Annotated in this window: 23 protein-coding genes and 1 pseudogene; 4 read left to right on the forward strand and 20 right to left on the reverse strand. The window is 40.7% G+C overall.

Annotated features, from left to right (window positions below; translation table 11 throughout):
• Window positions 1–205: 205 nt before the first annotated feature.
• The 3 genes and pseudogenes from F896_RS08030 to F896_RS08025 all read left to right on the forward strand — a co-directional run bounded on the left by F896_RS08030 (window position 206) and on the right by F896_RS08025 (window position 3,333).
• Window positions 206–1,027: pseudogene (locus F896_RS08030) on the forward strand (M23 family peptidase).
• A gap of 693 nt (window positions 1,028–1,720) precedes the next feature.
• Complete coding sequence (gene crp / locus F896_RS0119925) at window positions 1,721–2,356, forward strand: cAMP-activated global transcriptional regulator CRP (RefSeq protein WP_265596756.1); 636 nt, start codon at window positions 1,721–1,723, stop codon at window positions 2,354–2,356.
• 200 nt (window positions 2,357–2,556) lie between these two features.
• The gene (locus F896_RS08025) at window positions 2,557–3,333 is read left to right on the forward strand and encodes a M48 family metallopeptidase (protein ID WP_004806331.1); all 777 of its coding nucleotides are present in this window, start codon (window positions 2,557–2,559) and stop codon (window positions 3,331–3,333) included.
• 74 nt (window positions 3,334–3,407) lie between these two features.
• Here F896_RS08025 and F896_RS08020 read toward each other — a convergent pair whose 3' ends face one another.
• The 5 genes from F896_RS08020 to F896_RS08000 all read right to left on the reverse strand — a co-directional run bounded on the left by F896_RS08020 (window position 3,408) and on the right by F896_RS08000 (window position 8,958).
• The gene (locus F896_RS08020) at window positions 3,408–4,280 is read right to left on the reverse strand and encodes a class I SAM-dependent methyltransferase (protein ID WP_016164035.1); all 873 of its coding nucleotides are present in this window, start codon (window positions 4,278–4,280) and stop codon (window positions 3,408–3,410) included.
• 96 nt (window positions 4,281–4,376) lie between these two features.
• Window positions 4,377–5,897: a flavin-containing monooxygenase gene (locus F896_RS08015; RefSeq protein ID WP_016164036.1), complete on the reverse strand. Its 1,521-nt coding sequence runs from the start codon at window positions 5,895–5,897 to the stop codon at window positions 4,377–4,379.
• Between the two features lie 93 nt (window positions 5,898–5,990).
• A complete protein-coding gene (locus tag F896_RS08010; RefSeq protein WP_004806324.1) occupies window positions 5,991–6,815 on the reverse strand; it encodes an SDR family NAD(P)-dependent oxidoreductase in 825 nt (274 codons plus the stop codon).
• 39 nt (window positions 6,816–6,854) lie between these two features.
• Entirely contained in the window at window positions 6,855–7,826 is a 972-nt protein-coding gene (locus F896_RS08005; protein ID WP_016164037.1) for a metal-dependent hydrolase, read from the reverse strand.
• 172 nt (window positions 7,827–7,998) lie between these two features.
• Entirely contained in the window at window positions 7,999–8,958 is a 960-nt protein-coding gene (locus tag F896_RS08000) for a metal-dependent hydrolase (RefSeq protein WP_016164038.1), read from the reverse strand.
• Between the two features lie 487 nt (window positions 8,959–9,445).
• On the opposite strand from F896_RS08000, the gene F896_RS07995 reads away from it, so the two are divergent.
• Complete coding sequence (locus tag F896_RS07995; RefSeq protein ID WP_004806319.1) at window positions 9,446–10,063, forward strand: TetR/AcrR family transcriptional regulator; 618 nt, start codon at window positions 9,446–9,448, stop codon at window positions 10,061–10,063.
• Window positions 10,064–10,092: 29 nt separating this feature from the next.
• Here F896_RS07995 and F896_RS07990 read toward each other — a convergent pair whose 3' ends face one another.
• From F896_RS07990 to F896_RS07920, 15 genes are all read right to left on the reverse strand, one after another.
• Window positions 10,093–11,025, reverse strand: a complete 933-nt coding sequence (locus F896_RS07990; protein WP_016164039.1) for a TauD/TfdA dioxygenase family protein — start codon at window positions 11,023–11,025, stop codon at window positions 10,093–10,095.
• Window positions 11,026–11,200: 175 nt separating this feature from the next.
• Window positions 11,201–12,025: an ABC transporter ATP-binding protein gene (locus F896_RS07985; protein ID WP_016164040.1), complete on the reverse strand. Its 825-nt coding sequence runs from the start codon at window positions 12,023–12,025 to the stop codon at window positions 11,201–11,203.
• A gap of 69 nt (window positions 12,026–12,094) precedes the next feature.
• Entirely contained in the window at window positions 12,095–12,310 is a 216-nt protein-coding gene (locus F896_RS07980) for a TOBE domain-containing protein (protein WP_004654121.1), read from the reverse strand.
• A gap of 197 nt (window positions 12,311–12,507) precedes the next feature.
• On the reverse strand, window positions 12,508–13,635 hold the full coding sequence (locus F896_RS07975) for a sigma-54 interaction domain-containing protein (RefSeq protein WP_016164041.1): 1,128 nt from the start codon (window positions 13,633–13,635) through the stop codon (window positions 12,508–12,510).
• Window positions 13,636–13,773: 138 nt separating this feature from the next.
• Window positions 13,774–14,796 carry an ABC transporter substrate-binding protein gene (locus tag F896_RS07970; RefSeq protein ID WP_016164042.1) on the reverse strand — a complete coding sequence of 341 codons (1,023 nt, stop codon included), beginning with the start codon at window positions 14,794–14,796 and terminating at the stop codon, window positions 13,774–13,776.
• 16 nt (window positions 14,797–14,812) lie between these two features.
• Window positions 14,813–15,670 carry an ABC transporter permease gene (locus F896_RS07965; RefSeq protein WP_016164043.1) on the reverse strand — a complete coding sequence of 286 codons (858 nt, stop codon included), beginning with the start codon at window positions 15,668–15,670 and terminating at the stop codon, window positions 14,813–14,815.
• Window positions 15,671–15,706: 36 nt separating this feature from the next.
• Window positions 15,707–16,537 carry an ABC transporter ATP-binding protein gene (locus F896_RS07960; protein ID WP_016164044.1) on the reverse strand — a complete coding sequence of 277 codons (831 nt, stop codon included), beginning with the start codon at window positions 16,535–16,537 and terminating at the stop codon, window positions 15,707–15,709.
• Entirely contained in the window at window positions 16,534–17,619 is a 1,086-nt protein-coding gene (locus tag F896_RS07955) for an ABC transporter substrate-binding protein (protein ID WP_016164045.1), read from the reverse strand. Before F896_RS07955 ends, F896_RS07960 begins: the two co-directional genes overlap by 4 nt.
• A gap of 12 nt (window positions 17,620–17,631) precedes the next feature.
• The gene (locus F896_RS07950; protein WP_016164046.1) at window positions 17,632–18,420 is read right to left on the reverse strand and encodes an ABC transporter permease; all 789 of its coding nucleotides are present in this window, start codon (window positions 18,418–18,420) and stop codon (window positions 17,632–17,634) included.
• Window positions 18,421–18,433: 13 nt separating this feature from the next.
• Entirely contained in the window at window positions 18,434–19,273 is an 840-nt protein-coding gene (locus tag F896_RS07945) for an ABC transporter permease (RefSeq protein WP_016164047.1), read from the reverse strand.
• 1 nt (window position 19,274) lies between these two features.
• Window positions 19,275–20,528 carry an MFS transporter gene (locus F896_RS07940; RefSeq protein ID WP_016164048.1) on the reverse strand — a complete coding sequence of 418 codons (1,254 nt, stop codon included), beginning with the start codon at window positions 20,526–20,528 and terminating at the stop codon, window positions 19,275–19,277.
• A gap of 77 nt (window positions 20,529–20,605) precedes the next feature.
• Window positions 20,606–21,673, reverse strand: coding sequence for an ABC transporter substrate-binding protein (locus F896_RS07935; protein ID WP_016164049.1), 1,068 nt, complete (start codon window positions 21,671–21,673; stop codon window positions 20,606–20,608).
• 24 nt (window positions 21,674–21,697) lie between these two features.
• Window positions 21,698–23,221, reverse strand: a complete 1,524-nt coding sequence (locus tag F896_RS07930) for a porin family protein (RefSeq protein ID WP_016164050.1) — start codon at window positions 23,219–23,221, stop codon at window positions 21,698–21,700.
• A gap of 432 nt (window positions 23,222–23,653) precedes the next feature.
• The gene (locus F896_RS07925) at window positions 23,654–24,703 is read right to left on the reverse strand and encodes an NADP(H)-dependent aldo-keto reductase (RefSeq protein ID WP_016164051.1); all 1,050 of its coding nucleotides are present in this window, start codon (window positions 24,701–24,703) and stop codon (window positions 23,654–23,656) included.
• A gap of 89 nt (window positions 24,704–24,792) precedes the next feature.
• Entirely contained in the window at window positions 24,793–26,148 is a 1,356-nt protein-coding gene (locus tag F896_RS07920) for an LLM class flavin-dependent oxidoreductase (RefSeq protein ID WP_016164052.1), read from the reverse strand.
• Between the last annotated feature and the right edge of the window lie 109 nt (window positions 26,149–26,257).

Genomic DNA, 26,257 nt, shown 5'->3' on the forward strand with positions numbered 1-26,257 from the left:
AATTTCAAATAAAATTTATATATTTTTCAATATTTTATGAAATTTTTAAGAAATAAAACTCAGTATTAATATGGGTATATAAATGATCTATTTCAAGTATATTTTGTATAATTTTTCGGTCTATTCCGTTTTGCACAAAATCCTTATTGTGATTTTAAGGTGAACCTTTTAGTTTAACGCTTTGCTTCAATTAAAAATGCTCATCATGTCTTTAAAAACAATTTTGCTCAGCGTTGTTTCCCTGCTTCCTCTTCATGCTGCTTTTGCGCAACTGCCACAGGACTCAAGACGTGCCGGTGGTGTTGCTGTGATCCCACTTCCAACAACCACTACACAAGTTTTTTATGAACAAAAACCAGTCTTGATTACACAACAAGGTACACAACGCTATGCCGTGTTTGGCATTCCACTTTCAGCTCCCTTAGGTGGCTTGACCTTAACAAGCAATACCACACCAATTCAAATCGAAGTAAAGCCCTATCAATATGCCGAACAGCGTTTAACAGTCAAAAACCAAGACTATGTCAATCCCAGTCAAGATCAACTCAACCGTTACGCTCAAGAAGCGAAAGAGCAAAATGATATTTATAGCTCTTTTTCCCAAAGTAACTGGACTCAGTTTCCTAACTTTATTCGGCCTACGGCTGGTAAATTCAGTAATTCATTTGGTAGAAAACGTTTTTTCAATGGTGAAGTACAAGTTGAAGTGCGCGATTTAGCCCCTCCTGCGCTTATTGGGCAAATGGTAGTAGTAACATTTGAATGCCTTCACCTTCACATTGGAGATCATACCGTTTATGGGAATGCGGCACTAATAGATGGTGTTCCAGGCTTAAACAGTACTTTACTCATTTAGAGTCAAACTAATATTATGTATCGACAGCTGAAAAGAAATGGCGTAAAAGTAGTATTTGATGGTAAAACTGGTTGCGTCACTGGGTTACATATACGTAGGGGTGGTAGCCTAAAAAATGCACTCGTTGCAACCCACTTGTTACTTAATTTTAAAGAGATACGTAGAAAATGATTGCTCCATAAAATTGGAACACTTTTTAGTACAACTCATGAATTTTATCATTAAGCGGCTTTAATCAATTCAACGATATGGGCAATTTTAAGACCATTATCTAAGGGTGAGTTACTGACTGAACAATTATCCTGTGTGGAGCGTTCAAATGCTTTTCGAACATGTATCGTTGACCCTGATTAAGATTCTATAATGAAGTGTAAATAAATTATTCTGGACAGCGCAGGCGTAGTTTAAGAACGGAAAATACTGGGCCATTGGAAAGCACATGTAATATCTTGGCAAGATATCAAAAAAACGATCACAACACTTAATGAAGGACATCCACGAAGTCCTATCTAAATCACTTTACCTGGACCAAGACCACAGTCTTTGCGCACGTCTTCAGCTGAAGCACCGAAAAATATAGTTGGGCAACTGTCTGATTTGTCCTCCTATGCAAGTTTCTGTAACCTAGCAGCACATGATAGCATTGCAGATAATTGAAGCACAGAATAATATTTCTGTGACCTACTTTCACCCTATAAAAAGGGCACATACGAAATTTTGTCTGGTTTGATTAGAAAATATTCAACTAAAGGCATTGGTTTTAATCTGTCACAAAAGCATTATTTTATAAGCATTGCCATGTCATTGTCTAATCGTAGTACTAAAGCGTTAGATTGAGGTAAACCATCTGAGTAAGTTGCACATCTGGTAGATTGTCATAAGATTTTTCAAACCGCCACACGTAATACTAGAATTCACGCTGGAACGGAATCAAAATCACTGTATTTAATATTAAAAGGTTCAGTGTCAATTATCTTACGTGAAGATGACGAACGTGAAATTGTCGTTGCCTACCTAAACCCAGGCGATTTCTTTGGTGAAATGGGGCTTTTTGAAAAAAACCCTCAACGTACCGCAGAAGTACGTACACGAGATGTCTGCGAAATTGCAGAAATCTCTTACGACAATTTCCACGAGTTAAGTAAACAATACCCAGATCTAAGTTACGCTGTGTTTGCTCAACTGGTACGTCGTCTTAAAAATACAACACGTAAAGTCACTGATCTAGCCTTCATTGATGTGTCAGGACGTATTGCACGTTGTTTAATTGACTTATCGGCTCAACCTGAGGCAATGATTTTGCCAAATGGTCGTCAGATTCGTATCACCCGCCAAGAGATTGGTCGTATCGTGGGTTGCTCTCGCGAAATGGTTGGACGTGTCCTCAAGACACTTGAAGATCAAGGTATGATTCAAACTGATGGTAAAGCAATCTTAATTTTTGATGCTTCTTTAGAAGAAAATAATTTTACAGAAGAAGAGTATGATGACGAAGACTAATTCGATTTAAGATCGGATTAACGCTTTAAGAAAGCCAGTGCCTGTCACTGGCTTTCATTTTTTAACAAAGAATAAGCCTTGCTGATTACATAATTACAATGATTATAGAGATATTCAGAATATTAACTGCTGCCAACATTTTCTATAATCCACCCTAATCAAGACTATATTCATAAGATACTGATTTGGAGAGAATAAGTATGAAGAAATTAGCTTTAAGCCTTTGTGCTATGACCGTAATGACAATTTCTGGCTGCGCATCTTTTGCAGACATGGCTGGCGCAGATAGCGCAACTTTAAATGCTCAATCTGCACAGAGCTTCGCAAAAATGACCCAAGAAGCACGTGCCAAAAATCAGTTGGATAGTAGTTCAAGTACTTATCAACGTATCAATACTGTATTTAATCGCTTAAAACCTTATGCAGATCAAATGAACCAGACTGGTCAACGTTTTCAATGGCAACTTGCAGTACTCAAATCAGATACTGTTAACGCCTATGTAGCACCAGGTGGTAAAGTTGTTTTCTATACAGGGATCGTGAACAAGCTTAATTTAACCAATGATGAAATTGCTGCGGTAATGGGACATGAAATGACCCATGCGCTCGAAGAACACGCCAAAAGTAAAATTGGTGCTCAAGCTTTAACAAATCTTGCGATTGGCATTGGTAAATCGTATGCAGGTAGCAGCATAGGTGATCTAGGCAGCGCAGCAATCGATTTAGGCAGTCAAGTGGGCATTGGCTTACCATACTCCCGTAATTTAGAGAGCCGTGCCGATTATGGCGGTTTAATGCTCATGGCAAAAGCAGGCTATAACCCGAATGCAGCAATCAGTCTATGGGAAAAAATGAATCGTTTAGATGGCGCTGGTGGCGGTTCGTTCTTATCAACTCACCCATCAAATACTCAACGTATTGGTGATATGCGTAAAAACCTACCTGCAGCTTTGGCTGTTTATAACCAACGTCGTTAATCAACACCCCCTTAAATTCTTAAGTTCGAATTTAAGGGTTTTTTCGTATCAACTCATTTATTACTGAACTAAGCTCACATTAATCGCAAGTGCAGCATATGCGTTGCGATGGTATGACGGATATGATCAGGTCGAGCATGAAAATAACGCTCACTTAAACCGTCACCTGATAAATCCTCAGTAACGATGTACCCCATTTGTTCTACTGCCTGATGCAATGTCTTTGGTCTAAATTGCCCTTTTAATGGTTCTTTTAAAAACCGTGTAAATTGCGACACAAACAATGTTCCCAAACGTTCCAAGCCCTCTAACTCTCGATAGTCAATCGAGTAGTCCAAGACCACCTCGCTCCCCTGTGCAGCAATCTGTTTAATGCTATTTAAAGTATTTAACGTTGTCTCTGGTTCTAGATAATGGGTCGTCCCCAACCATGAGAAAAAAGCAGCTTGGCCCTGCTTAAACGAACTACGTACTAAAGCATCTGCAATCGATTCTTTTTCAAAATCAATTGCAACAAACTCGACATTCGCTGGAAGTGCGCCATATTGGCGTAATTTGCGTTGTTTTGCTGCTTGGGTATCTGGATGGTCAACTTCATAAATCTTAAGCTGTGGGTACTGCTGTGCTTGTCGCAGGGTAAATGAATCTAATCCAGCCCCGACCAATACATATTGTGCTACGCCCCGCTCAATCGCTGCATGGAGTTGATCTTCTGCATAACGTGAACGCCCAACCACCTGTCCAGTCAATAAACCAAAAGTACGATTAAACACCGAGGAATTCATCACTTTTACTGAGAACGGCGTGCTTAATAAAGCCTTCCAACCTTTACTCGTCAACTCAAAAGCAAAAGGGTCAGAAAAGACTGGATTTTCTGCATTTTGAAAATGATTGGCACGTAATGCTGCGGCAGCTTCGGCCGTGCGACTCGATTGTCCTTCTTTCATTTTGATTCCCCTATTTCTATTGCTATCTTGCAAAAAATAAGCAGCAAATTCCATCGCTAGACAAAATTTACTGCTTATTAATGACTAAATTAAAAATTATTTAGTTTTTTCAGTTTGATACGTCACTTGATAATCATTTAAGTCCATACGTTTCAAACGTTGCTTTAACTTTTTCAATGACCACGGCCATGCAGCAAAATTGCGGCCATTGGCATCCAAATAGTAACTCTTGCATCCGCCCGCATTAAACACTGTTGTTTTAAGATGTTTTTGCACGAGCTCATTATGATGCTTGATCACTTCTGGCTTAATATTCAACTTACTGATGCCTTTTTCTTTGATTTTCAGTAAACCATCAACGATATAATCAAGTTGTGCTTCAGCCAAACCAATGAATGAATCATACACCAAGACATTTGGTCCTAACACTAAGAAAGCATTCGGGACATTTTCAATACTGGTACCTAAATATGCTTCTGGTGAACTACTCTTCCATAGATCATTCAGACATTCACCTTTCTCATTTGATACGCGCTTGCCAATTGGTGGATGAGATACCTCAAAACCTGTTCCCCAAATAATCACGTCCACTTCATGACGTTCACCATTAGCAGACACCACAGTATTGCCTTCTACTTTGACCAATCCATGTGGAATCAGTTTGGTATTCGGTTGTTGTAAGGCTGGATAGTAATTGTTGGCGAACAGCAAACGCTTACAGCCAATCGTAAAGTTCGGCGTTACATTTTTACGTAATTCAGGATCTTCAATCTGGAAACGTAAAATCAATTTTGCCAATTCGCCAACAGGTTTTAACACGGCTGGATTACGTAAGCCGAAATTAATTGCATTCAACGATTGCGCAACCGCTTGACGCCACGTCTTTTGAATCAGTGGAAATTTCTCAATCAATGATTTACTAATATCACCTAAATCCGTGTCTGGCTTTGGTACCACCCACGGCGCTGTACGTTGATACACGTACAATTCTTTTGCTAATGGCTGAATCTGAGGAACAAACTGAATCGCTGATGCGCCTGTCCCGATCACAGCGATACGCTTGCCTGTCAGGTCATAATCATGATTCCATTTCGCTGAATGGAACATTTCGCCCTTAAAGGTTTCTAGACCTTCAAGTTTTGGAATTTGCGCTTCGGTAATTGGACCTGTTGCAAAAACCACAGTTCTAGATAGGTTTTGACCTTTATTGGTGTCAATCACCCACAGATTACGCTCTTTATCCCATGCCGCATTCAATAACTCTGTACCAAATTCAATTTTTGAGCTGACATTGAAATTTTCACTCACTTCTTCTAAATAGCTCAGAATCTCTGGCTGACGAGCAAATAAATGACTCCATTTTGCACTAGGTGCAAATGAATATGAATACAATGCCGATGGTACATCACAGCCACAACCTGGATAGGTATTTTCGCGCCAAGTTCCCCCAACACGAGTCGCTTTTTCAATGATCTTGTAGTTGCTATAACCCACTTGATCAAGACGAATTGCAGTTGCAATACCAGAAATCCCCGCACCTACGATAAAACTATCATAGATGTGTGGTGGTAAAGCCTTTCCTTCAGCTGAGTTTAATTTTTTTGCTTGAGCTGTCATTTAAAAATATCCTTTATTCATTCAACTGAAATAAGCCTATCGCCGATTGAGTTTCGTCTTATTACAGTGTTTAAAATCTTTTATCCGAGGTGATTACTTCATAAATCTGTATGAGGTACCTAAGAATTTTGCATATAAATTCGGTGCAGTACGTTTCATTAACCAAAACAACTTGGCATCGATTTGTGGAATGGTATAAAGCTCACCTTTATCCAAACGATCCAAGGTCAGTTTGGCGACCTTGTCACTGGTGGTAAAAGCCAAATTGGTGAGGGCATAATCTAAAAGCCCTTTATGCGGGACTTTGCCATTTTTAATGATATTGGTCGGTACTAAGGTTGGACAAAGTACATTGACCTTGATATTCGATTTTCGCAGTTCAGCTGAAAGTGTTTCTGACAAGGCACGAACACCTGCTTTAGACACGTTATAGACGGTCATTTCTGGTGCTGCAGTATAAGACGCTGCTGATGCCACATTGATAATTGCACCATGTCCAAGTTGTTTAAACTTTGGTACAAAAGCACGGCAACCATGGATTACACCCCATAAATTAATATTCATGCACCAATGCCAATCTTCAGAAGACATTTCATCAAACTTGCCTCCTAAACCAATTCCTGCATTATTAATCACCAATGTGACTGGATTCTGCATCAATTGTTGAGCCTGCTCAGCCAACTGATTGACCTGCTCTTCTTTGGCCACATCACATTGCACAGCAAAGGCCTTGGCTCCAAGTGCCTCAACTAAACTGACTGTTTCTTTGGCTGCATCAAGGTTAATGTCCGAACACACCACTGTGCCGCCACGTTTTGCCAGTTCAAGAGCAAAACTACGACCAATCCCGCTTCCTGCACCTGTCACCACAGCGAATGCTTTTTGGCTAGGCTTGGTTTTTTTCCCAAATAATTTCATTTTTGCTTTTCCAATAATCTCGTATTGATATGGACCAAGTTATGCAGTGGCTGCACGTACGGGTGGTACAAACTCTTTCAGGAAATAAGGGCTTAATAAACCTGTTTCTGGGTTTAATAAACGTTCTTTGTAGTACGCCAAATAGGCCGTTGTATCATGATCATTGGGATGAAAATCTGGACGTAAGTAATCAAAGATATGAGGTAATGTGCTACCAAACATGCCATTTTTTAAATTAAACAGTACAGACCAGCTTGCACCCGCTTCTTTCCAGAAACGTAGGTTAATCAGATTACTCGGACGGCGTAAAAATGATAAAAATAAACCACCAGCTCCAACACCAGCCCCTATGGTAATAAACGCTAGAAAAAAGCCAAAAATCCTTAACGAATAATTTCCAGAGAGTACCTGATAAGTATCGTAAGCAATATCTTTATGTTCAGATTCTTCAAGCATGTGCCACATCCACAAAGCACGTGCTTTTTCATCATCAGAATATTGAAAAATATATTCATGCTTCATGCCAAACTCAGCGAGCACGGCAGTAAAGTGCTCAATCCCTGCCATCAACGAAAGCTTAAGCGGTTGGGGGAATTTTAAAAAAGTATAGTTAAAAACTTGCTCTGCCAAAAACCGATATAAGCGTACAGGTACATCATTTGGAATCATGATTTCGTTATATTCATTGTGCAATTTCGAATGAATTGCCTCCTGTCCAATCAAAGAAGTTAATCTTTGCTTTAAGATAGGATCATCAATAAAATCACGATGATAACGTGCAGTTTCAATCACCAAATCCTCACCATAAGTGAGAAAAATTGATAAAGCAGCAAAATACGCCGTTGCCCATTCTTTCTGCATTAAAAACTTAATATCCAACCGTTCAGGATCGAATTTAAAATCAAAATGACGAATTGGAATCGGTGATTTGCTTGCTAAACTCTGCACAATCCCCTGATATCGTGTACTGACTTTGTCTGAAAAGACATTTCGAAGAACTTGAACGACCATTGCTTGATCTCCATATAGAGATTGAAGAATCACAGACTCTTTGATTATTTAAACAGCATAGTGCAGGATTAAAATATAACTAGAACCAAACTGCTCATAAGACATTGAGCTTTTTTGCCAAGCTCAGCCATATTCCCTTCTGCACTTGTTTAAATCATTCAAAAATTCCTGATTACGCAGCCTGAACCTTAGGTGTGAACTCTTTTACAAAGAATGGATACAATGCACCACCTTCTGATAAAAGTTTCTTTTCGTAGTATTCAAAATAAGCTGTTGCATCATGATCATTTGGATGGAAATCCGTACGTAAATAATCAAAAATACGACCTTGAGTGCTTCCAAAAACCCCATCCTTCGGACTAAAGATCAGCTTTACGCCACGTCGTGCATCTTTCCAGAATTTCGTGGTCAACATTTCTTGTGGCTTACGTAAGATTGGCACCATGGTTGCCGAAAACGGGATCAATCCAAGAATGGTGAAATAAGCAAGTAAGAAACCTGAGATACGTAAGGCATAGTTACCATTCAGTGTTTGATACACATCATAGGCAACATCTTTATGCTCAGATTCTTCCAACATATGCCACATCCACAAAGCACGTGTTTTCGCATCATCAGAGAAATAGAAGTTCTGTTCATGTGCCATCATGTATTCCGCTAACACGGCAGTAAAATGTTCAATCCCAGCCATGAGGGAAAGCTTAAGCGGTTGTGGGAATTTCAAGAAAATGTGATCAAAAAATTGTTCACCCAAAAAGCGATAAAGTCTTACTGGATAATCAAGTTCAACAATTGCATCATTAAATTCATTATGTAATTTTGAATGAATGGCTTCCTGACCAATCAATGAAGTCACACGCTGTCTTAAAATTGGATCTTTCAGTTGATCACGGTGATGACGTGCTGTTTCAATCACGAGGTCTTCACCATAAGTCAAAAAAACTGAAAGCGTCGCGAAGAAAATGGTTGCGAATTGATTGTTCATATAAAATGATAAATCAACCGTCTTACCTTCAAATCCGATAGCTAAGTGGCGAATTGGAATGCTTTTTTTACCTGCAAAATCGATTTGCTCAGTTATTGGGTTCGATTTAAATAAGCTTAAACCTTTCTTTAATGTGCTGCTAATCATGGCTACACCTACCTACTTCACTTGAGCGTCATTTGCCCTTTGACATGCGTTGCATCGGGTTCATCTCTTTTCATCCTTCTGCTCATTTGAGAAGTCTGAAAAAATATTCGGGAGATTTTTTTGAACCTGATCCTGATATGAAATTACTTTAAACCGATCTTATGTTCGGATTCAATTCGGGTAATTCTTGACGTTTTAGCAGATATATTTTTCATATAAGTTGTTCGTTGCCAATTTTTTAAAATAGAAGTAAGTAAAACTTAATTTTTATTTTTATATTTATTATCAAATAGATAATTAAAATTAAAAACAAAGATTATTGATGTAAATCCGTATCCATCTTTTAGAAATTAGATTTCATTACAGATAAAATATAAATATTAAAATATATGTAATTTTATTTGTTCGGATTAATTTACTCTGACTTCCCCTGCTTTCAACCGCATGTTAATCTGAAGTTATGTTCGGATTTTAATAATAAGATTTTATGGCAACTCGTAAACCACGTCAGTCACGTTCTAAAGTCACAGTAGACACCATTATTGAAGCAGGCTTTATTGCAGTTGCAACCAATGGTACCAGTGGCACCACCACGCGGCATATTGCTGATATTGCAGGGGTCAGTGTTGGCTCGCTGTACGAATATTTTAAGAACAAAGAAGAAATTTATGATGCGATGGCCAGAACTTTTGTCAAAGAAGTCTTGGATATGGTGAAAGAACTCACGCCGATCATGATTGAGCAGGAACTCGAACCTTTATTTGAAATGATCTTCTATACTTTCCGTGATTTGCTAACCCGTGATGACGATCGTTATCTGATCTGCCTCCGTTATGCGACAGAACTCAAATATGAAAAATATATAGGTCAAATTGAGATGGCACTGATGGAAGTTTTGATGAAGTATATGATTCGTCACCCTCGTTACCTAAAAGTCAATAATCTCAGCGTGACAGCGTATATCAGTATTAATAGTAGTATTTTCAATGTCGCTCGTCATTTGATCTTACCCAATCCACAGATCAGCTTTGATGAAATGGTCAAAGGTTTAAGTACCATGATTATTAGTTATATCGAAGCAGAATTGGCAAAAGCAGGAAATTAAAAGCCAGCTTTTGCTGGCTCAGTTTAACTTTAGAATGGTCTTGCACCCGCTAAACTAACTCGTTTCAATAAACGACGCTGCTCGGCTGGAAAAGCTGTACGTGAATGTAAGGTCAGCTGGTTATCCCAATAGACAATATCCCCAATTTCCCACTGGTGTTCATAACGATATTGAGGTTGCACAATATGGGCTCTTAAACGTTCGATCAGTGCAGCCCCCTTTTGATCGTCATAACCTACGACTTCAACTTCTGTCTGTGCATCCAGATAAATACCACGACGACCACTTTCAGAATGCGTACGAACCAATGGATGCGGAAATGCAGCGCCTAATATCGGTTGATCCGAGAAACGATATTTGGGAATCGGGCTTTTATCCTTTAAGCGCAAAAATGGATTATAAGTAATCAGCTGTAGCCCTTCGATCTCATCTTTAGTTTCTTGATCAAGGTCTTCATAGGCCTGTACCGTATTATACCAACTGGTTGCGCCACCATCTTTTGGAAGTTCAATTGCATAAAGCAAAGATCCGCTAGAAGGCTGTGGTGTCCAGTGATGATCACTATGCGGGGTGAGTTCGCCATGACCAGTATAATCACCTTCTCCAACCGCATTGGATACGGGCACAATATCAGGTGGTGCATTGGTATCGTTACGCGTAGCCAATACAGGCACATCTGTTGGTGGACGGAAAATCCCGCCAAAATAACTGGCAAAGGCCAATAAATCATTGTCTTGCAAGTCTTGCGCCTTGAAAACCAAAATTAAATGTTCATGCAATGCCTTTTTCAGCTTGAGAATCACTTCCCCGCTTTGTGGTTTGCTGGCATCTAATCCAGTCACAATCGCACCCAATGCACCGTTAATCGGTGTGATTTGCACGGTATCTAAACTATGTTTCTTGTATTCATGCCAACGCGGTGCGTTTTCGATCGCGGCTGAAAGCTGTGTGAGTACGGTCATTTTCTTTCCTATAAATCATTCATTATATTTTTCAAAGCATCAAGCTTTATTCATGATTCCCCAATCACAAAAATTAGTGATCTAGTTAAATATATGCAAACCGTGAAATATAAGAACCAATATTTTTATATTAATTTATTTATTTTTATGATTATAAAATTCAGCTTACTTGGAATTACCAAGCAAACTGAAACTGATTAAAATCGTTAACAACAGGAATAATTAAATGATCTTCGACTGCATGACTAAAATCAGTCAAAATATCATTTCTAATCGCAGCAAGTCGAACATCTTCACGAACACGTGGATGTGGTAAATGAACAGGAACAATCCGTTTGATTCGACCTGGATTCGGTTGCATCACCACAACACGATCACCGAGGAAAACCGCCTCTTCCACATCATGCGTCACGATAATCATGGTAATTCTTTCGGTTTGCCAGATCCGTTGTAATTCCTTTTGTAGATTGGCGCGTGTGAGTGCATCCAATGCGCCAAAAGGTTCATCTAGCAACAATATTTTGGGTCGATTAATCAGACTTCTTGCAATCGCAACACGTTGACTCATGCCCCCTGAAAGCTGTGCTGGATAAGCGTCTTTAAACTTAGTCAAACCGACCAATTCAATATGTTCATCAATCAACTGATTCTGTTCAGCGACCGTCAATTTACGATTTAACAATGCAACCCGAATGTTATCTTGTACATTCAACCAAGGAAATAATCGATGATCTTGAAAGACAATACCTCGCTCTAGACTGGTGCCTTGAATCGGTTGTCCATCGACCAAAATCTTACCTTCAAATTGATCATCCAAGCCGACGAGTAAACGTAATAAAGTTGATTTTCCACATCCGCTACTACCAACGATACTGACAAATTCCCCCGCCTTAATTTCTAAAGAAATATCATCCAATACGGTTAAGGCATGTTCTTGGTACTGCCCATATGATTTATTGAGATGATTAACTTTTACTGAACCAACATTTAATGATGTCATTTTAGCTCCCTAAAATAGAAATCAAAAATATAATAAAATCTATCTTTACTATATTTTTGATATGACTTCCTATAGTTTTGCCAAAGCAACTTCTGTAGACTTAATTAAAACAATGACTTCACTACCTAATTCTAAATTTAGATTTTTTACTGATCGTGTGGTAATCACTGAAGTAAAAACTCCCGCAGGTGTTTCTACATCCACCTCAGAAACCACACTCCCTTCTATAATCTCTTTAACCACACCACGAAACTGATTACGCACATTAATTTGAGGAATACTCATCTTTCACCACTTTGCATCTGTTTATTAAATTATGTACCACCATATTAGGCAAAGTATGAATATTTAGAACTATTATTTTTGAATATTTTTTGATTAAAAAATTATATTTATTTTCAATCATTGATTATTATTTTTTTAGCAAAGTAATTTCCAATCAATAAAAAGGTGAACTTCTGTCACCTGATTATTTAATACAATTAACCCAATAATTCTTCCAACATAATATTGACCACTTTATCGTTTCCCACTAAGCCATATTTGACCAATCTTGCACGCACAATATTGCGACTAATCCCTAAAAGCTTTGCTGTTTGCACTTGATTGCGATGGCAATATTCATAAGCAATACGAATCGTTGCTTCCTCAATCAAGCGATCAAGATTTTCATTTTTCAAGGCATGGGAGGACTCAAATAAATTCAGAAGTGCATGCTGCAACATTTGTTTAGGCAATAAATCTGTTCGTGGAATGGTCTGGGTACTTTTTTCCAAGTCAGAAATTTGTCGTAAATTCAGGCTACTGGATAAGGAGGCAAAGCAAAAATCAGTAGGTTGAATTTGATGGTTCTTGCAGACCAGTAAGGCATGATGAATGGCATTTTCCAATTCTCGAATATTACCAGGATAGTTATAACTCAACAATTTCTGTACCGCACTTGGACTCAGGCTCGCAACTGGATAACCCAAACGTTTGCAATACTGTGCAATAAAGAAGTTTGCTAGGGGTAGAATATCGCCCGGACGTTCTGCCAAGGGTGATACTTTCAGCAATGCCACGTTCAAACGATAGAATAAATCTTCTCTAAATTTTCCGGCCTGTACCGCTTCATCCAGATGCACATTGGTTGCGGCAATCACACGAACATTGAGTTTAATCGACTTAAGTGAACCCACCCGAACAATCTCACGTTCTTGTAACACCCTTAATAATTTGACCTGCATCGCTGGAGATAAATCACCCACCTCATCCAGGAACAAGGTGCCATGATTGGCTGCTTCGAACCATCCTGCCTTACTATTGATTGCTCCAGTAAATGCGCCTTTTTCGTGTCCAAATAACTCACTTTCAGCCAATGATTCAGTAAATGCACCACAATTTACTGCCACAAAAGGACCTCGACTGCGCTGGCTCATCATATGCACTTGCCTTGCAACCAGCTCCTTACCTGTTCCGGTATTTCCAATAATCAGAACACTGGCCTCGCTCGGTGCAATCTGTTCAATACGATCCAGCAAATCTCTTGATTTTTGATCTTCAAAAACCATGGCTGTCGCACGCTCAGTCCGCGTTAAGGTATGATTTTGTGGATAAGTAATGAATGACATGCATTTACTTCCCTATTGTTCGAAAAGAGAGGTTATCTTGCATGACTATTGGTTTAAATAGAAATCAGTAATTCACCTTTGTTATTTCCATTTATTAAAATAGAAACATACCATCCTTAATTAAACTAAAAATCATATTTAATGTTGGCTATATTCATTATATTGATTGCTATATATCTTTTTATAATCAATCTGATTATTTTTTAATTGACCTTCTTCAATTAGATTATCGACCCATATTTTAAAATCACCATCTTCAAATTTAGCTGCTTTGCTTGGAATACCCCACTGAGTCCAATATTTTAACATCGCACCATTTTCAGGACGTTTGCGTTTTTGCAAAATCTGCTCGAAACGTGCAATCACCTGATCTCGAGGCTGTTGTCTAGACCACTCAATCGCTTTGGCAACCCCTGTAACCACTTTACGGGTGGTATTGGGATGTTCTGCAATATAACGATTCGCCATGACATAGCTGCCCGTGGTGAGATCACCCACCAAATCATAGTCGCGATAAAGACGGCGTACCCCACCACGTTCTATCGCTGGGCCTGCCAATGGTGCCAAATCAACATGACCACTTCGTAAAGCTTGCTCAGCAGAACCCGGTGGCAAAACCACAAGCGTGACCTGATTGATTTCCTCAGGGTTAAGCCCCCCTTTTTTTAAGTAACTCTTGAGCATATATTCCACTTGTGCGCCCAGAATATTGGTGCCGACCTTTTTACCAATTAAGTCTCTGGCTGAATGAATTGGACTATTTTCAAGAACATAATAGCCAGCAAAAGGATCATCGAAAGTACCATAGGCAGCAATCACAACAGTCCCGGGCACGCCACTGGCGACCATTTTCACGGCGGAACCTGCAAAACTTGGACTACTAATATCACTATCGCCTGACAAAGCAGATTGAATTCCCTGCGGCCCGCCTGTAGAAACACCCTGATAGCTCAATTTGATTGGTGCAAGATAGCCCAAATCTTCAGCCAGCTCTAAGGGAGTAACGATGCCTGGCGAACCGAGGTATTTAAATTCTAATGATTCAAGCCCATCCACTGTAGTTAATTTCGATGCTGGTTTTGAACATCCCAATAAAACCAGCGACATTATCATTATGTGACTCAAACCCAATAGATGCTTTCCCCAGCCTTGCTTAAACATGTCAATGTACTCCTGACTAACGTTCAATTTTCCAAGCGGTCAAACGCTTTTCGATCGCAAGTAGACTGTAGTTAAACAGCAAGCCAATGGTCGTAATACTTATGATGCCAAAGAACATTTCAGGAATCTGGAAGTTATATTGTGCATAGTTAATCAAATAACCAAGACCTGCTTTTGCCCCAACCATCTCAGCCGCAATCAGCATCAATACTGAAAAAGATCCTGCTAAACGTACACCCACAAAAATCGTTGGAATTGCAGCTGGCAAAATCACTTTACGGAATAACTGAATTGAGCTCAGTCCCATGGTTCGTGCAGACTTGATCAACAATGGATCGACATTACGAACACCACTAATAGTATTTAGCAAGATTGGCCATGTGCAGGCATAGGTCACCAATGCAATTTTCGAACTTTCACCAATCCCAAGAAAAAGAATAAACACAGGCAATAAAGCTAAAGCAGCCGTGTTGCGGAACACTTCCAATAAAGGACTCAGAAATTCAGAAAAACGGGTGTACCAACCAATCGCCAAACCTAAAGGAATTGCGATAATGATCGCAAAAATAAAGCCACTGAGTGAACGAATCAAACTGGCTTGTAAATGCGTCAAGAGTTGTCCATTTTGAATCAAGCCCCAACCACTGAGCAACACGGTGGAAAAGGCTGGCAAGAAAGCGGAATCGACCAAACCAATACGTGGCACGATTTCCCAGATGGCTAAAAATAGTAAAATCGCGGCTGAACGTTTAAATGTTGTAGATAACCAAGCCAAATTTACATCAGCCCCAAAAGATTTGGTCTTTTGAGTTGAGCTAATCGATCGCTGCTGAATGGTTTTTGGAAAGGTTAAGGTATCTTTTGAACTCGACATAATCACCTCTAATTTTTTAATAATTGAATATTTGACTTAAGCCACCAATTGCTTTTGTTTTTCCTGCTCTTGAGCTTTTAATACTTCTTCGCGCAATAAGCTCCAGATCTGATGACGCAGTTGGCTGAATTCTGGGCTGGAACGGACATCCTCCTGATCACTTCGTAGCTCAGCAGGTACTTCAATCACCTGTTTAATTCGTCCAGGTCGAGAGGTCATGATGGCAATGCGCTGACCTAGATAGATTGCTTCATCAATACTGTGGGTGATAAAAATGATGGTCTTCTGTGTCTGTTGCCAGATTTTGACCAATTCCGCTTGTAAGGTTTCACGGGTCTGTGCATCCAGTGCCGCAAATGGTTCATCCATCAATAGAATGTCTGGGTCATAAGCTAAACTCCGTGCAATTGCGACCCGCTGTTTCATACCACCTGAAAGTTCATTGGGATAATGATGTTCAAATTCTGCAAGCCCCACTAGATTTAAAAAATACTTTGCGGTTTGATAACGCTGTTCTTTACTGACACCCTTGGCATCCAAGCCAAACTCAATATTTTGTAGCGCAGTCAACCATGGAAACAGTGCATATTGCTGAAAGACAATACCGCGATCCAACCCCGGTTTTTTAATGGCTTGCCCATCAATAAGGATTTGACCCGTGGTCGGAGTCGTCAAACCTGCTAGTAAATCCAATAGCGTCGATTTACCACAACCGCTTGGCCCGACAATGGCAACAAACTCTCCTGCCTTAACATCCAAAGATAGATTTTTAACCGCTACAAAATCGTCTGCTTGGACTTTTGCGCCTTTGACTTTTTTTGCTGCAAAAGATTTATAAACATTTTCAATTTTTAATTTGATAGTCATTGGGTATTCTCCTTACTGCGCTGATCGTCAGCGACTTTTTTATTTTCACTTGCGTAGGGATTAAATTGGTTGGTGAATAAAGCGTCTGCTTTGACCTGATTGGGTTTGAACTCACCACGTTTTTCAAATAGGTCAATCCAACGTTGATATTGTGCTGCGTTTAACAATCCGCCTTGGCTCACGACACCATAGCTACGCCAGTACTGCATCAATACATCGCTTTCATTGCGTTTTCTTTTTTCAATAATGTTCTTAAAGCGGGCCAAGACTTGTTCTCGTGGCGTTTGTTTAGTCCACTCCACGGCTTTGGCAACACCTGTGACAAATTGCTTGACCACTTCAGGATGCTGCTGAATGAATTTCTCGGTAAAGACATAACTGCCTGCGGTAAAGCTGCCATACAGATCCGTATCTGAGACCAGTTTTCTTAAACCGCCTCGTTCCAAGGCCTTGTCTTGAAAAATAGAAACTAGCGCTGCAGCATCCACTTGCCCTGCACGTAAAGCTTGTTCAGTATTGGTTGGAGGCAACACTATGAATTCAACTTGATTGATTTCATCATTACTTAAACCTTGGCGAGCTAAATAGTCTTTTAAGACAAACTCGTAATGTGCACCCAAAGTGTTTACTGCCACTTTTTTGCCGATCAAATCACGCGCTGAATGAATCTGACTATTATTCAGGACGTAATAACCGACCCAGCTTTTGTCATCACTGCCATAAGAGGCAACCACTGCTTTGATCTTAATCCCTGCCGCAGCGAGCTTAATGATTGCACCGTCAAAAGCAGTTGCCACATCCACGTCGCCCGTCGTGAGTGCTTGTAAGTCCTGAGGACCACCTTGCACACTCCCCACATATTTCAGCTTTAAATCACCTAAATAGCCCAAATCCTCCGCCAACTCAGGCAATGACACCACACTGCTTAATGATTGGTAACGGAGTTCATGCACCTGATTGGGAGGTACCTCTGAGTTTTTACTACAGGCGACCAAAGCCAACGCCATTAAACTTAAAACACTGAGCTGTCCAAGCGATTTAAAACGACGTTTGAAAAACTGCCGGAAATTCTGTTGTTTCATTTTATTATTCTCCTAACGTCGCCAAACCAAAATACGACGCTCAGCTAAATTGGCTAAGCTATTCCACGCCACGCCGATAAAACCAATCACAATTAAACCAAATACAATCAGACCAACATCTAAAGCTGCCCGCCCACGAATCACAATATTTCCTAGTCCAACACCATAGTTAGCTAACAGGAACTCTGCCCCGATAGTCGCCACCCAAGCGAAAATCAAACCGAGTTGTAATCCTAAAAAGATTTGCGTTGCAGCCGCAGGTAAAATCAGTTTGCTCAAGGTCTGCCAAGCATTGAATTGATAGACTTTGGCAACTTCGTATTGATGCAATGGAATTTGTCTTACCCCATCGATGGTATGTAAGGCTACGGGATAAAAGACGGAAAGCACGATAAATAAGATTTTTGCGCTATTGCCATAATCCAAAAAGGTGGTGATTAACGGTAACCAAGCAAACAAAGAAATCTGCCGTAATACATTAAAACTAGGTAAAAATAAATAATTGGCCCAGCGCGAGACACCCACGACAATGCCAAAAGTAATGGCTAGAATGCTACCCAATACAAAACCAGTCAGATCACGGAACAGGCTTGCACCGAGACCTGTCCAAAACTCTTGCTGCTGAAATTGATGAATTGCAATCTGCACCACCTCAAATGGTGCTGGAATGAGTTTAGGATTGACCCAATTCAACTTGGATGCGATCGCCCACAATACAATGAACGCAATCGGGAGCACCAAGCCGTAAACGTTTAAATAATTAAAATTAAATCTTGTTTTTGATGTAGACCTAATAGACATATTCAATCCCCCTTTAAAATGCACTGCGTTGCCAATGGCTAAACCAGCGTTCAACCCAGCCCAAAATATGATCTAAAACAAAACCAACAATCCCGATCACAATGACAGCCATAAAAATAATGTCGGGTTGGATCAATTGCCGCCCCCAAACGATGAGGTAACCAATCCCTTCACTACTGGCCAATAGTTCAACAAAAACCAGTGACAGCCACGCTTGCATAATCCCTTGGCGTAAACCACTGACAATATTTGGCAAAGCAGAAGGTAAAATGACACGGCGAAATCGCTGCCACGCACTAAAGCGATACACCTGCGAAACTTCTAATAAATACGGAGGAACATTCAAAACACTGCGATAGGTCGCAACCAACACGGGTACAAATACAGCAAGCGAAATCGCTGCAATTTTTAGGCTTTCATCGATGCCTAAGAAAATCATCAGTAATGGAATCCAGCCAATTACGGGAAATTGGGCAATTAAATTAAAAGTTGGATAAATAAATCGATGCGCAATACGGGATAGTCCGATAATGAAGCCCAATATCAATCCGATGCTGCCACCGACCAACACACTCCACGCCACCCGTTTTAAACTAATCCATAAATTATCTTGTAATTCATGCGTATCGATCAGTTCCAAGGTGGTTTGCCAAACTAAGGCTGGACTTGGCAATATCTGCTCAGCTAACCATTGTTTCTGCACCACATACTGCCAGATTGCCAATGCAACCGCAGGAATAATCAATGCCAATAAAATACGGGCAATCCAGAACCCAAACTGCTTTAAATAAGGGGCTAAATTGATTCGCTGCCAAGTGTGTTGATTTTCTAATTGAGTTTCGATACTACTCATTTTATTGACCCTCTACTTCTGAATACATTTCAATCTCTAGCGGCGGTGCTATAAAAACTTGTGTAAGTTGCTGAGAAAAGCCGATCAACCCGCCAAATAAAACTGCTGAAATAAGGAACATCGACTGTAAGCCCCAGTAGTGACCTAACCAGCCTCCAACAATACTTCCCAATAACGCACCTGCAGGTCCTGCCATCGCGGTTAATCCAGAAACCTTTGCCATTCCCAAGCGTTCACCCACATTGGCAAACATGGTGAAATTGACGATATGCAGCATCGCGAGACCCAAGCCTAGAATCACAGCACCCGCCCAAAGCAGCACGGAAATTTTAGGTATGCCTAACATCACAGATGCCACCGCAACAAAAGCAAAACCCATTTGATAAAAGCGTTTTATTCCCCATCGTGTCAGCAAAGCCCCCGTCGTAAATAAGGCTACGACAAACACAGCTCCCTGTAGCGTCACCAAACTGGCAGCAATCGTTTCACTCAAACCAAAATCCTTGATTGCAATAACAATAATGAAAAATCCGTAGTACGCCATCACTGCATTGCTCGCCATTTCAATCAAACTGGTGCGACGTAAAGCCTGATCTTGCTTTAATAAAACCAATTGCTTGGCAATAACAGCAAGGCTAAATGCCTCGTCCCGCTCTGCCTGATTAATTTCAGTTGGGCCTGCGCCAAAGGCCAAGGGTGCAAACAATATCGGTAAAAGAAAAAGTCCAGCAATCCACCAAAATGCACCTGAGAACCCCACCGCACTTACTAAGCCCACTGCCAGTAAAGGACCAAGCAGAAAGAAACCCATCATATGCGTGCCTCTAAACCATCCTGCCCGAGCAGCACCTATGCTTTTTAAATGCTGCATATACACCGTATTCAGTGAAACAAACCGCATCGGCATGCAGAACCCGACCAAGAAAGTAGCTAAAATCAGATACCAAACCACTGGATAAAATGGCACCGTGACATACACCACCGCTGCGAAAAAACTTCCTAATACAAACATTGTCTTAGGCCCATAGCGTTGTACTAACAGACCAATTGGCAATCCAATCAGTAAAATACCTAGACTCTGCACTGCGGCAATCAATCCCATTTCAAATTCATTCGCAGCTAACTGCACCGCATATAAAGAAGTGACGATTTTCGCAATCCCAATGCCCAAGCCTGCACACAATGCCAAGCCAATAAAGCCCAATACAAAGTGCCCCTGACCCAGTTCAACCTGAGCAACCGATTCCTGACGCATAGGTCATTCCTAAAATGGTGAACAAATAAACTGGCTAGCCAAAGGCATACACGCCCTTGGTCTAACCCAAATCACAATTACTTTTTACGGTTGCCATTTACATCAAATTTTGGCCAGAAGTTTTCTAGTTTTAGCTCTTGAATCGCTATATTGAGATACTTCGGTTCAATCCAAGAATCCACATCCACTGGACGACGAATCAGTTTGTAATCAATCGATTGCTGTACCGATTTCTTTAAAGAATTCACAGCATAATCATCAAAATATGGTGAGTTACGGTCTTTCAGCGAGTAATCATCCCAGTCTTTTTTATAGTCTAGGTAAGGCACACCACTTTGCGCCCAGAGCTTATATTGGGTATCACGGTTCTTTTCATCGGAGCTCCACACGTTATCTTTAATAAATGTAGTCACCACACGCTGTACAATTTGTGGGTATTTCTTCTCAAAATCCTCACTCACCCATGCCACCAATGGACCATTCAGATTGGGATCTTTACGTACTTCTAAAATACGCTTTGCCACGCCCCTTGCTTCTAATGTCCATGGACTGGTAATCAAACCATCAATATCGCCTGTAGACAGTGAGGTTTGAGCTGAATAAAAGTCCTGACTAATCACACGGAAATCTTTTTCAGTGAAACCATATTTCCGTAATAAACGACCAAGGATCAGCTGTTGGTTGGTGCCTTTAAATACAGAAATGGTTTTGCCTTTTAAATCCGCCAGACTTTTCGCACCTGAGTCAGATGGAACTGCAAAATACACAGGTCCAAAACGCCCAGTCACAAATAAAAGTTTGGATTTCAAGCCCGTTGAACGTCCGACAATCGAAGGTAAATCACCATGCCCAATACCAAAATCGACCTTTTTATTGGCTAAAGCTTCATTTAGTGCGGGTCCTGCACCCGGAAAAAATGACCATTTCACCTTGATGCCGTCTTTGGCAAATTCTTTTTCCAAAATGCCACGCAGGTTGGCACTTGCATAAGCACTGCCACCAACTTTCGGTTTTCCACCGACTCCTGCACCCGGCACTCCCAATCGAATTTCAGTAGGATTGCTTTCAGCAAAAACCGAGAAACTGGTGGCAACCAGCACACCTGCTGCGGCACTGATCAATAAATGTTTAGTTAAAAATTTCATTGTGTCATTACTCATATTCAAAAATTAAAAGGTGTATTGGAATTGCGCTTGCACTTCGGAGAAGTCTTTTTGCGCTGCTGTCTCGTGGTCATAACTCCAGCGATTCAGTCCTAATTGGAATTTAGTGGTTTGCGCGAAGAAGAAATTTAGGCCCAAGGTATGAATATCGACTTTGCCGAGCCCATGCCCTGCAATGCCAATCACATCTGCACCTTTATTTGGGTTATAGCTGTCATAGCGATAGAAGCTCTGAATCGATTTCGGCCAGAAATCATCAAACTTGGCGACCGATTTCACACTGTTATAAAATTGATCACCAAAGGTATAAAACAGAGTTGCGGTATGTCCTTCAGACTTTACTTCTGAGGTTGAACCTGTCGCAGTTGCATAATCACTAAGTCCTTTGACATATTCATAAGTCACGCCAAACGGTGCATGGTTGTAGTAGATATCGAAGCCCAGACGATCATTGCGACCGTTACCATCGAGAACATTACTACCTGCGATAACGTTTTTACTGCCTTTGAGATAGGAAGCACCAAATTTCAACTCACGGAACCAACTGGCATAATCAACAGGTAAAGTGAAAGCCACCCGTCCGATATAATCTTTCTTGTCATTGTCATCGACTTTATTGGTGCCATTGCCATTGACCACCCCCAAAGCATATTCAAATAACGGTGCACGATAGTTTGATGAATAATCAACAAATGGTTTTACATCACCACGCACAATCAGACCTGTCTGACGGTTGAATAAGCCCAATTGAGCAAGACCTGTGGCAACATTGATGGTCGGTCGTAAATCTTCAGGTGATTGTGGGTCTAAGCCAAAGGGAATCAGTTGTTGCCCAAGCGTCACGTTTAAACGCGGGACTTCAGGACCACCATTGGTTGAAGTAAAGTTATAGCGTAAAAAAGCATCAGCCAAGTTCAAATCGCTGGCACTACCCGCTGTCCCCGTACGCTTGCCGTAGCTAAAAGACAATTGGTAATCTAAGTTTTTCCCTTCCTTATAATCTCGATATAAATTTCCTCGTACGCCAAATAAAGCCGTAGGGATATCGAACGTATTACGACGAGGTGTAACAGGTGCAGGGTTCCCAGCAGAGGTATCCCGACTTTGTGTTTGTGCACGGACTTGTACCGTGCCATACAAGGTTGTATCTCGGGCCGACTTCACCGAAGTCCGCTCATATTGGCGTGATTGATCATATTTATAGTTTTCTAAATCACTTCGGAAACCTGCCAGCTCACTTTGAGTCGCAAAACTATGCTCCGTATTTTCTTCCTGAGCCTCTGCCGCTGCATCGTCTTGGGCTGTAAGTTGCGTTGTCTCACTCACCTCAGTTGAAGCTTGCTTCTTTTGCTTTAATGCATTGACTTGCTGTTGCAAAGCCGTCAGCTGCGCCTGTAATTGCGCTAATGTGGTATCTATATCTTCTGCTGCCTGAACTGTACCGCTTACCAACAGTGTTGCCATGCTCAATGCAATCGATAAAGAGAGATGATGCTTTTTCACCAATAAAACCCCTAAAACTAAAACCATAAAATTTGAGTAAAAAAATCCTGTGTGTGACTGAATAAGCAATCACACCGAAAAAAGATTCGAACTAAATGAATTAAAAAATGAGAGAGAAATTAACTTTCCATACAACAACGCAACATCTTCATCCTGTGCTCCTCAGCCTGCATAAAATCAATCTTCGATTTATATACTTTGATCTTTGCAAGCAGCATGCCAATTATTAAGTAATTGTTTTTATTAATATTTACAAAAACACATATGCTTCTTACTGTTGAAGCACTGTTGATTTTCCAACACCCTGCTTATACCAAAACAGCACATTTCAAGGTTTCTATTTCTTATTTTTTGATATACAGACTCAGTCGCTTTGTTCTAAAAAGAAAAAAAGACAGTTGGATTGACTCAACTGTCCTGAACAAAACGAAATTTAAATTGTAGGAGATTATCTATGTCTTAAGGTGCGGGATTAGGATGGGCTTGATGAATTTGCTCAATCCCCTGAATCACTTCATCTGAGAGTTGTAGATCAATACTCTCGATATTGATTTTCAGTTGAGTTAAATTGGTTGCCCCAATAATATTACTGGTCACAAAACGGCGACTGTTCACATAGGCCAATGCCAATTGAGCAGGATCTAAATCATATTGTTTAGCCAGTGCCACATAACGGCGTATCGCATCTTCAGATGCTTGTCCTTTATAGCGAGCAAAACGTTCCCACCGCGTTAAGCGTGCGCCTGCTGGTTGTGCGCCATCTAGGTATTTTCCAGTCAACGCACCAAAAGCCAAAGGTGAATAAGCCAGTAATCCCACTTGCTCTCGTATGGCAATTTCGGCATTACCAATTTCAAAACTACGGTTCAATAAGTTATATGGATTTTGGATAGACACGACCCGCGCTAAGCCCAATGTTTCGGAATACTTTAAAAACTGACTCACGCCCCATGGTGTTTCATTGGATAAGCCAATATGTCGGATTTTACCTGCTTGAACCAGATCAGACAAAACTGTCAAAGTTTCTAAAATTGGAACGGTTTCTTCATCTTCAACATGCGTATAGCCCAATTCACCAAAATGATTGGTGCTGCGATCAGGCCAATGTAGCTGATAAATATCAACATAGTCTGTCTGTAAACGTTTCAGACTATCATGTAGCGCAGTTTCAATATTGGTTCGATCCAACTTGGTTTGACCTGAACGGAAATGCGAGGCTTGGGTTAATTTCCCTGAACGACCTACCACTTTGCTTGCGATCAGCACTTGGTCTCGTTTCTGTGATTGCTTTAACCATGTGCCAATATATTGTTCAGTTAAGCCTTGTGTCTCTGGTTTCGGTGGTACAGGATACATTTCAGCCGTATCAATCAGATTTACGCCTTGCTCCACTGCATAATCCAACTGCTCATGCGCTTCGGATTCAGAATTCTGCTCGCCCCAAGTCATGGTGCCTAGGGCGATAACACTAACATCAATATCAGTTTGACCTAATTTTCTATATTGCATTTTTCACTCAATTCAATTGTGATGACACAAGAGTGACGCTTAAAAGTCACCCTTGTTACTTTGATTCATAATTTAGTTTTAACATGATTTTAACTGGCTTTGTTTTTTTCAGCCTGTCGAGCAAGGACATATTGATTTTCTGGACGTGCCAAGCCTAGGTTTTCACGTAAAGTCGTGCCTTCATATTCGGTACGGAATAGGCCACGGCGTTGTAGCTCTGGCACAATCAATTCAACAAAATCATTTAAGCCCGCAGGTGTACTCGGTGGCAGAATATTGAAACCATCCGCGGCTTCATTTTCAAACCATTGTTGTAATTGATCGACAATCTGCTCAGGGGTACCAATCAGTTGCCAATGTCCACGTGCACCCGCCACCCATTCATATAGCTGACGGATACTGAAATTGTTTTTCTTGGCAATGTCTGCAATTAAAGCAGGACGACTGACCATGCCTTGGCCTTCACCCAATTCCGGGAATGGACCATCCAGATCATAGCCTGAAAAATCAAAGCCTCCGCTTAAACCACTTAATAAAGCAAGTCCTGCTTCTGGATGAATCAAGTCAGTCAGTTGTTGGTATTTGGCACGTGCTTCTTCTTCAGTACGGCCCACAAATGCAGAAACCCCCGGCAAGATCAAAAGCTCATCGGTTGAACGTCCATATTTGGCCAAACGACTTTTTACATCACGATAAAATTCTTGTGCATCTTCCAGTTTTTGGTTGGCAGTAAAAATCACTTCCGCATAACGGGCTGCGAGATCACGTCCTGGCCCTGATTGCCCTGCTTGTACAATCACAGGATAACCTTGTGGTGTACGAGGTACATTCAAGGCACCTTTTACTGCATAGTATTTGCCTTTATGATTCGGGTTATGCACTTTCTCTGGGTCATAAAACACACCTGATACCTTATCATGGAGAAAGGCATCATCTTCCCAGCTGTCCCACAATTTTTTAATCAAATCGACATATTCTTGAGCACGCTCATAACGCTCAGCATGCGGAATCTGTTGCTCATAACCAAAATTGGCCGCAGCTGCTTCCGACGCTGAAGTCACTACATTCCAGCCCGCTCGACCATGACTGAGATGATCTAGCGACGCAAATTTACGCGCCAATAAATACGGTTCTTCATAAGTGGTCGATGCCGTGGCAATAAAACCGATATGCTTGGTCACTGTCGATAAAGCGGCAAACAAGGTGACTGGTTCAAAGCCTGCCACTTTATCGCTATAACCTGTTTTCTCGGCTTGTCCAAAATTAACGGCTAGGCCATCTGCCAAGAAATAGGCATCAAACAAGCCTTTTTCTGCAAGTTGTACCTGCTCTTTAATAAAGTCAAAATCAACGGCTTTGCTTGGTTGCGACTCGGGATGTCGCCATGCGGCAACATGTTGTCCAGTTGCTGGAATAAATGCACCTAATCGAATTTTTCTACTCATGTTCTGCTCCAAATTTGTTATTCAACACAATTCATCTTTTCACTGTAGTTAATACAAATTGGATGCCAGATTTTTTATTTATAAATATTAAATATTTAAGTTGTAAAGC

The sequence above is a fragment of the Acinetobacter genomosp. 15BJ genome, from assembly GCF_000400715.1.
Lineage (GTDB): Bacteria > Pseudomonadota > Gammaproteobacteria > Pseudomonadales > Moraxellaceae > Acinetobacter.

What these genes read in the sequence shown, in the direction of transcription:
- F896_RS08005 (WP_016164037.1), bottom strand. Translation starts at nt 7,826, where the DNA reads ATGGTCGTTCAAGTTCTTCGAAATGTCTTTTCAGACAAAGTCAGTACA.
- F896_RS07935 (WP_016164049.1), bottom strand. Translation starts at nt 21,673, where the DNA reads ATGAAATTTTTAACTAAACATTTATTGATCAGTGCCGCAGCAGGTGTG.
- F896_RS07995 (WP_004806319.1), top strand. Translation starts at nt 9,446, where the DNA reads ATGGCAACTCGTAAACCACGTCAGTCACGTTCTAAAGTCACAGTAGAC.
- F896_RS07975 (WP_016164041.1), bottom strand. Translation starts at nt 13,635, where the DNA reads ATGTCATTCATTACTTATCCACAAAATCATACCTTAACGCGGACTGAG.
- F896_RS07960 (WP_016164044.1), bottom strand. Translation starts at nt 16,537, where the DNA reads ATGACTATCAAATTAAAAATTGAAAATGTTTATAAATCTTTTGCAGCA.
- F896_RS07970 (WP_016164042.1), bottom strand. Translation starts at nt 14,796, where the DNA reads ATGTTTAAGCAAGGCTGGGGAAAGCATCTATTGGGTTTGAGTCACATA.
- F896_RS07930 (WP_016164050.1), bottom strand. Translation starts at nt 23,221, where the DNA reads ATGGTTTTAGTTTTAGGGGTTTTATTGGTGAAAAAGCATCATCTCTCT.
- F896_RS08000 (WP_016164038.1), bottom strand. Translation starts at nt 8,958, where the DNA reads ATGATTAGCAGCACATTAAAGAAAGGTTTAAGCTTATTTAAATCGAAC.
- F896_RS07950 (WP_016164046.1), bottom strand. Translation starts at nt 18,420, where the DNA reads ATGTCTATTAGGTCTACATCAAAAACAAGATTTAATTTTAATTATTTA.
- F896_RS07945 (WP_016164047.1), bottom strand. Translation starts at nt 19,273, where the DNA reads ATGAGTAGTATCGAAACTCAATTAGAAAATCAACACACTTGGCAGCGA.
- F896_RS07925 (WP_016164051.1), bottom strand. Translation starts at nt 24,703, where the DNA reads ATGCAATATAGAAAATTAGGTCAAACTGATATTGATGTTAGTGTTATC.
- F896_RS07985 (WP_016164040.1), bottom strand. Translation starts at nt 12,025, where the DNA reads ATGACATCATTAAATGTTGGTTCAGTAAAAGTTAATCATCTCAATAAA.
- F896_RS07920 (WP_016164052.1), bottom strand. Translation starts at nt 26,148, where the DNA reads ATGAGTAGAAAAATTCGATTAGGTGCATTTATTCCAGCAACTGGACAA.
- F896_RS07980 (WP_004654121.1), bottom strand. Translation starts at nt 12,310, where the DNA reads ATGAGTATTCCTCAAATTAATGTGCGTAATCAGTTTCGTGGTGTGGTT.
- F896_RS07990 (WP_016164039.1), bottom strand. Translation starts at nt 11,025, where the DNA reads ATGACCGTACTCACACAGCTTTCAGCCGCGATCGAAAACGCACCGCGT.
- F896_RS08010 (WP_004806324.1), bottom strand. Translation starts at nt 6,815, where the DNA reads ATGAAATTATTTGGGAAAAAAACCAAGCCTAGCCAAAAAGCATTCGCT.
- F896_RS08025 (WP_004806331.1), top strand. Translation starts at nt 2,557, where the DNA reads ATGAAGAAATTAGCTTTAAGCCTTTGTGCTATGACCGTAATGACAATT.
- F896_RS08020 (WP_016164035.1), bottom strand. Translation starts at nt 4,280, where the DNA reads ATGAAAGAAGGACAATCGAGTCGCACGGCCGAAGCTGCCGCAGCATTA.
- F896_RS07940 (WP_016164048.1), bottom strand. Translation starts at nt 20,528, where the DNA reads ATGCGTCAGGAATCGGTTGCTCAGGTTGAACTGGGTCAGGGGCACTTT.
- F896_RS08015 (WP_016164036.1), bottom strand. Translation starts at nt 5,897, where the DNA reads ATGACAGCTCAAGCAAAAAAATTAAACTCAGCTGAAGGAAAGGCTTTA.
- F896_RS07955 (WP_016164045.1), bottom strand. Translation starts at nt 17,619, where the DNA reads ATGAAACAACAGAATTTCCGGCAGTTTTTCAAACGTCGTTTTAAATCG.
- F896_RS07965 (WP_016164043.1), bottom strand. Translation starts at nt 15,670, where the DNA reads ATGTCGAGTTCAAAAGATACCTTAACCTTTCCAAAAACCATTCAGCAG.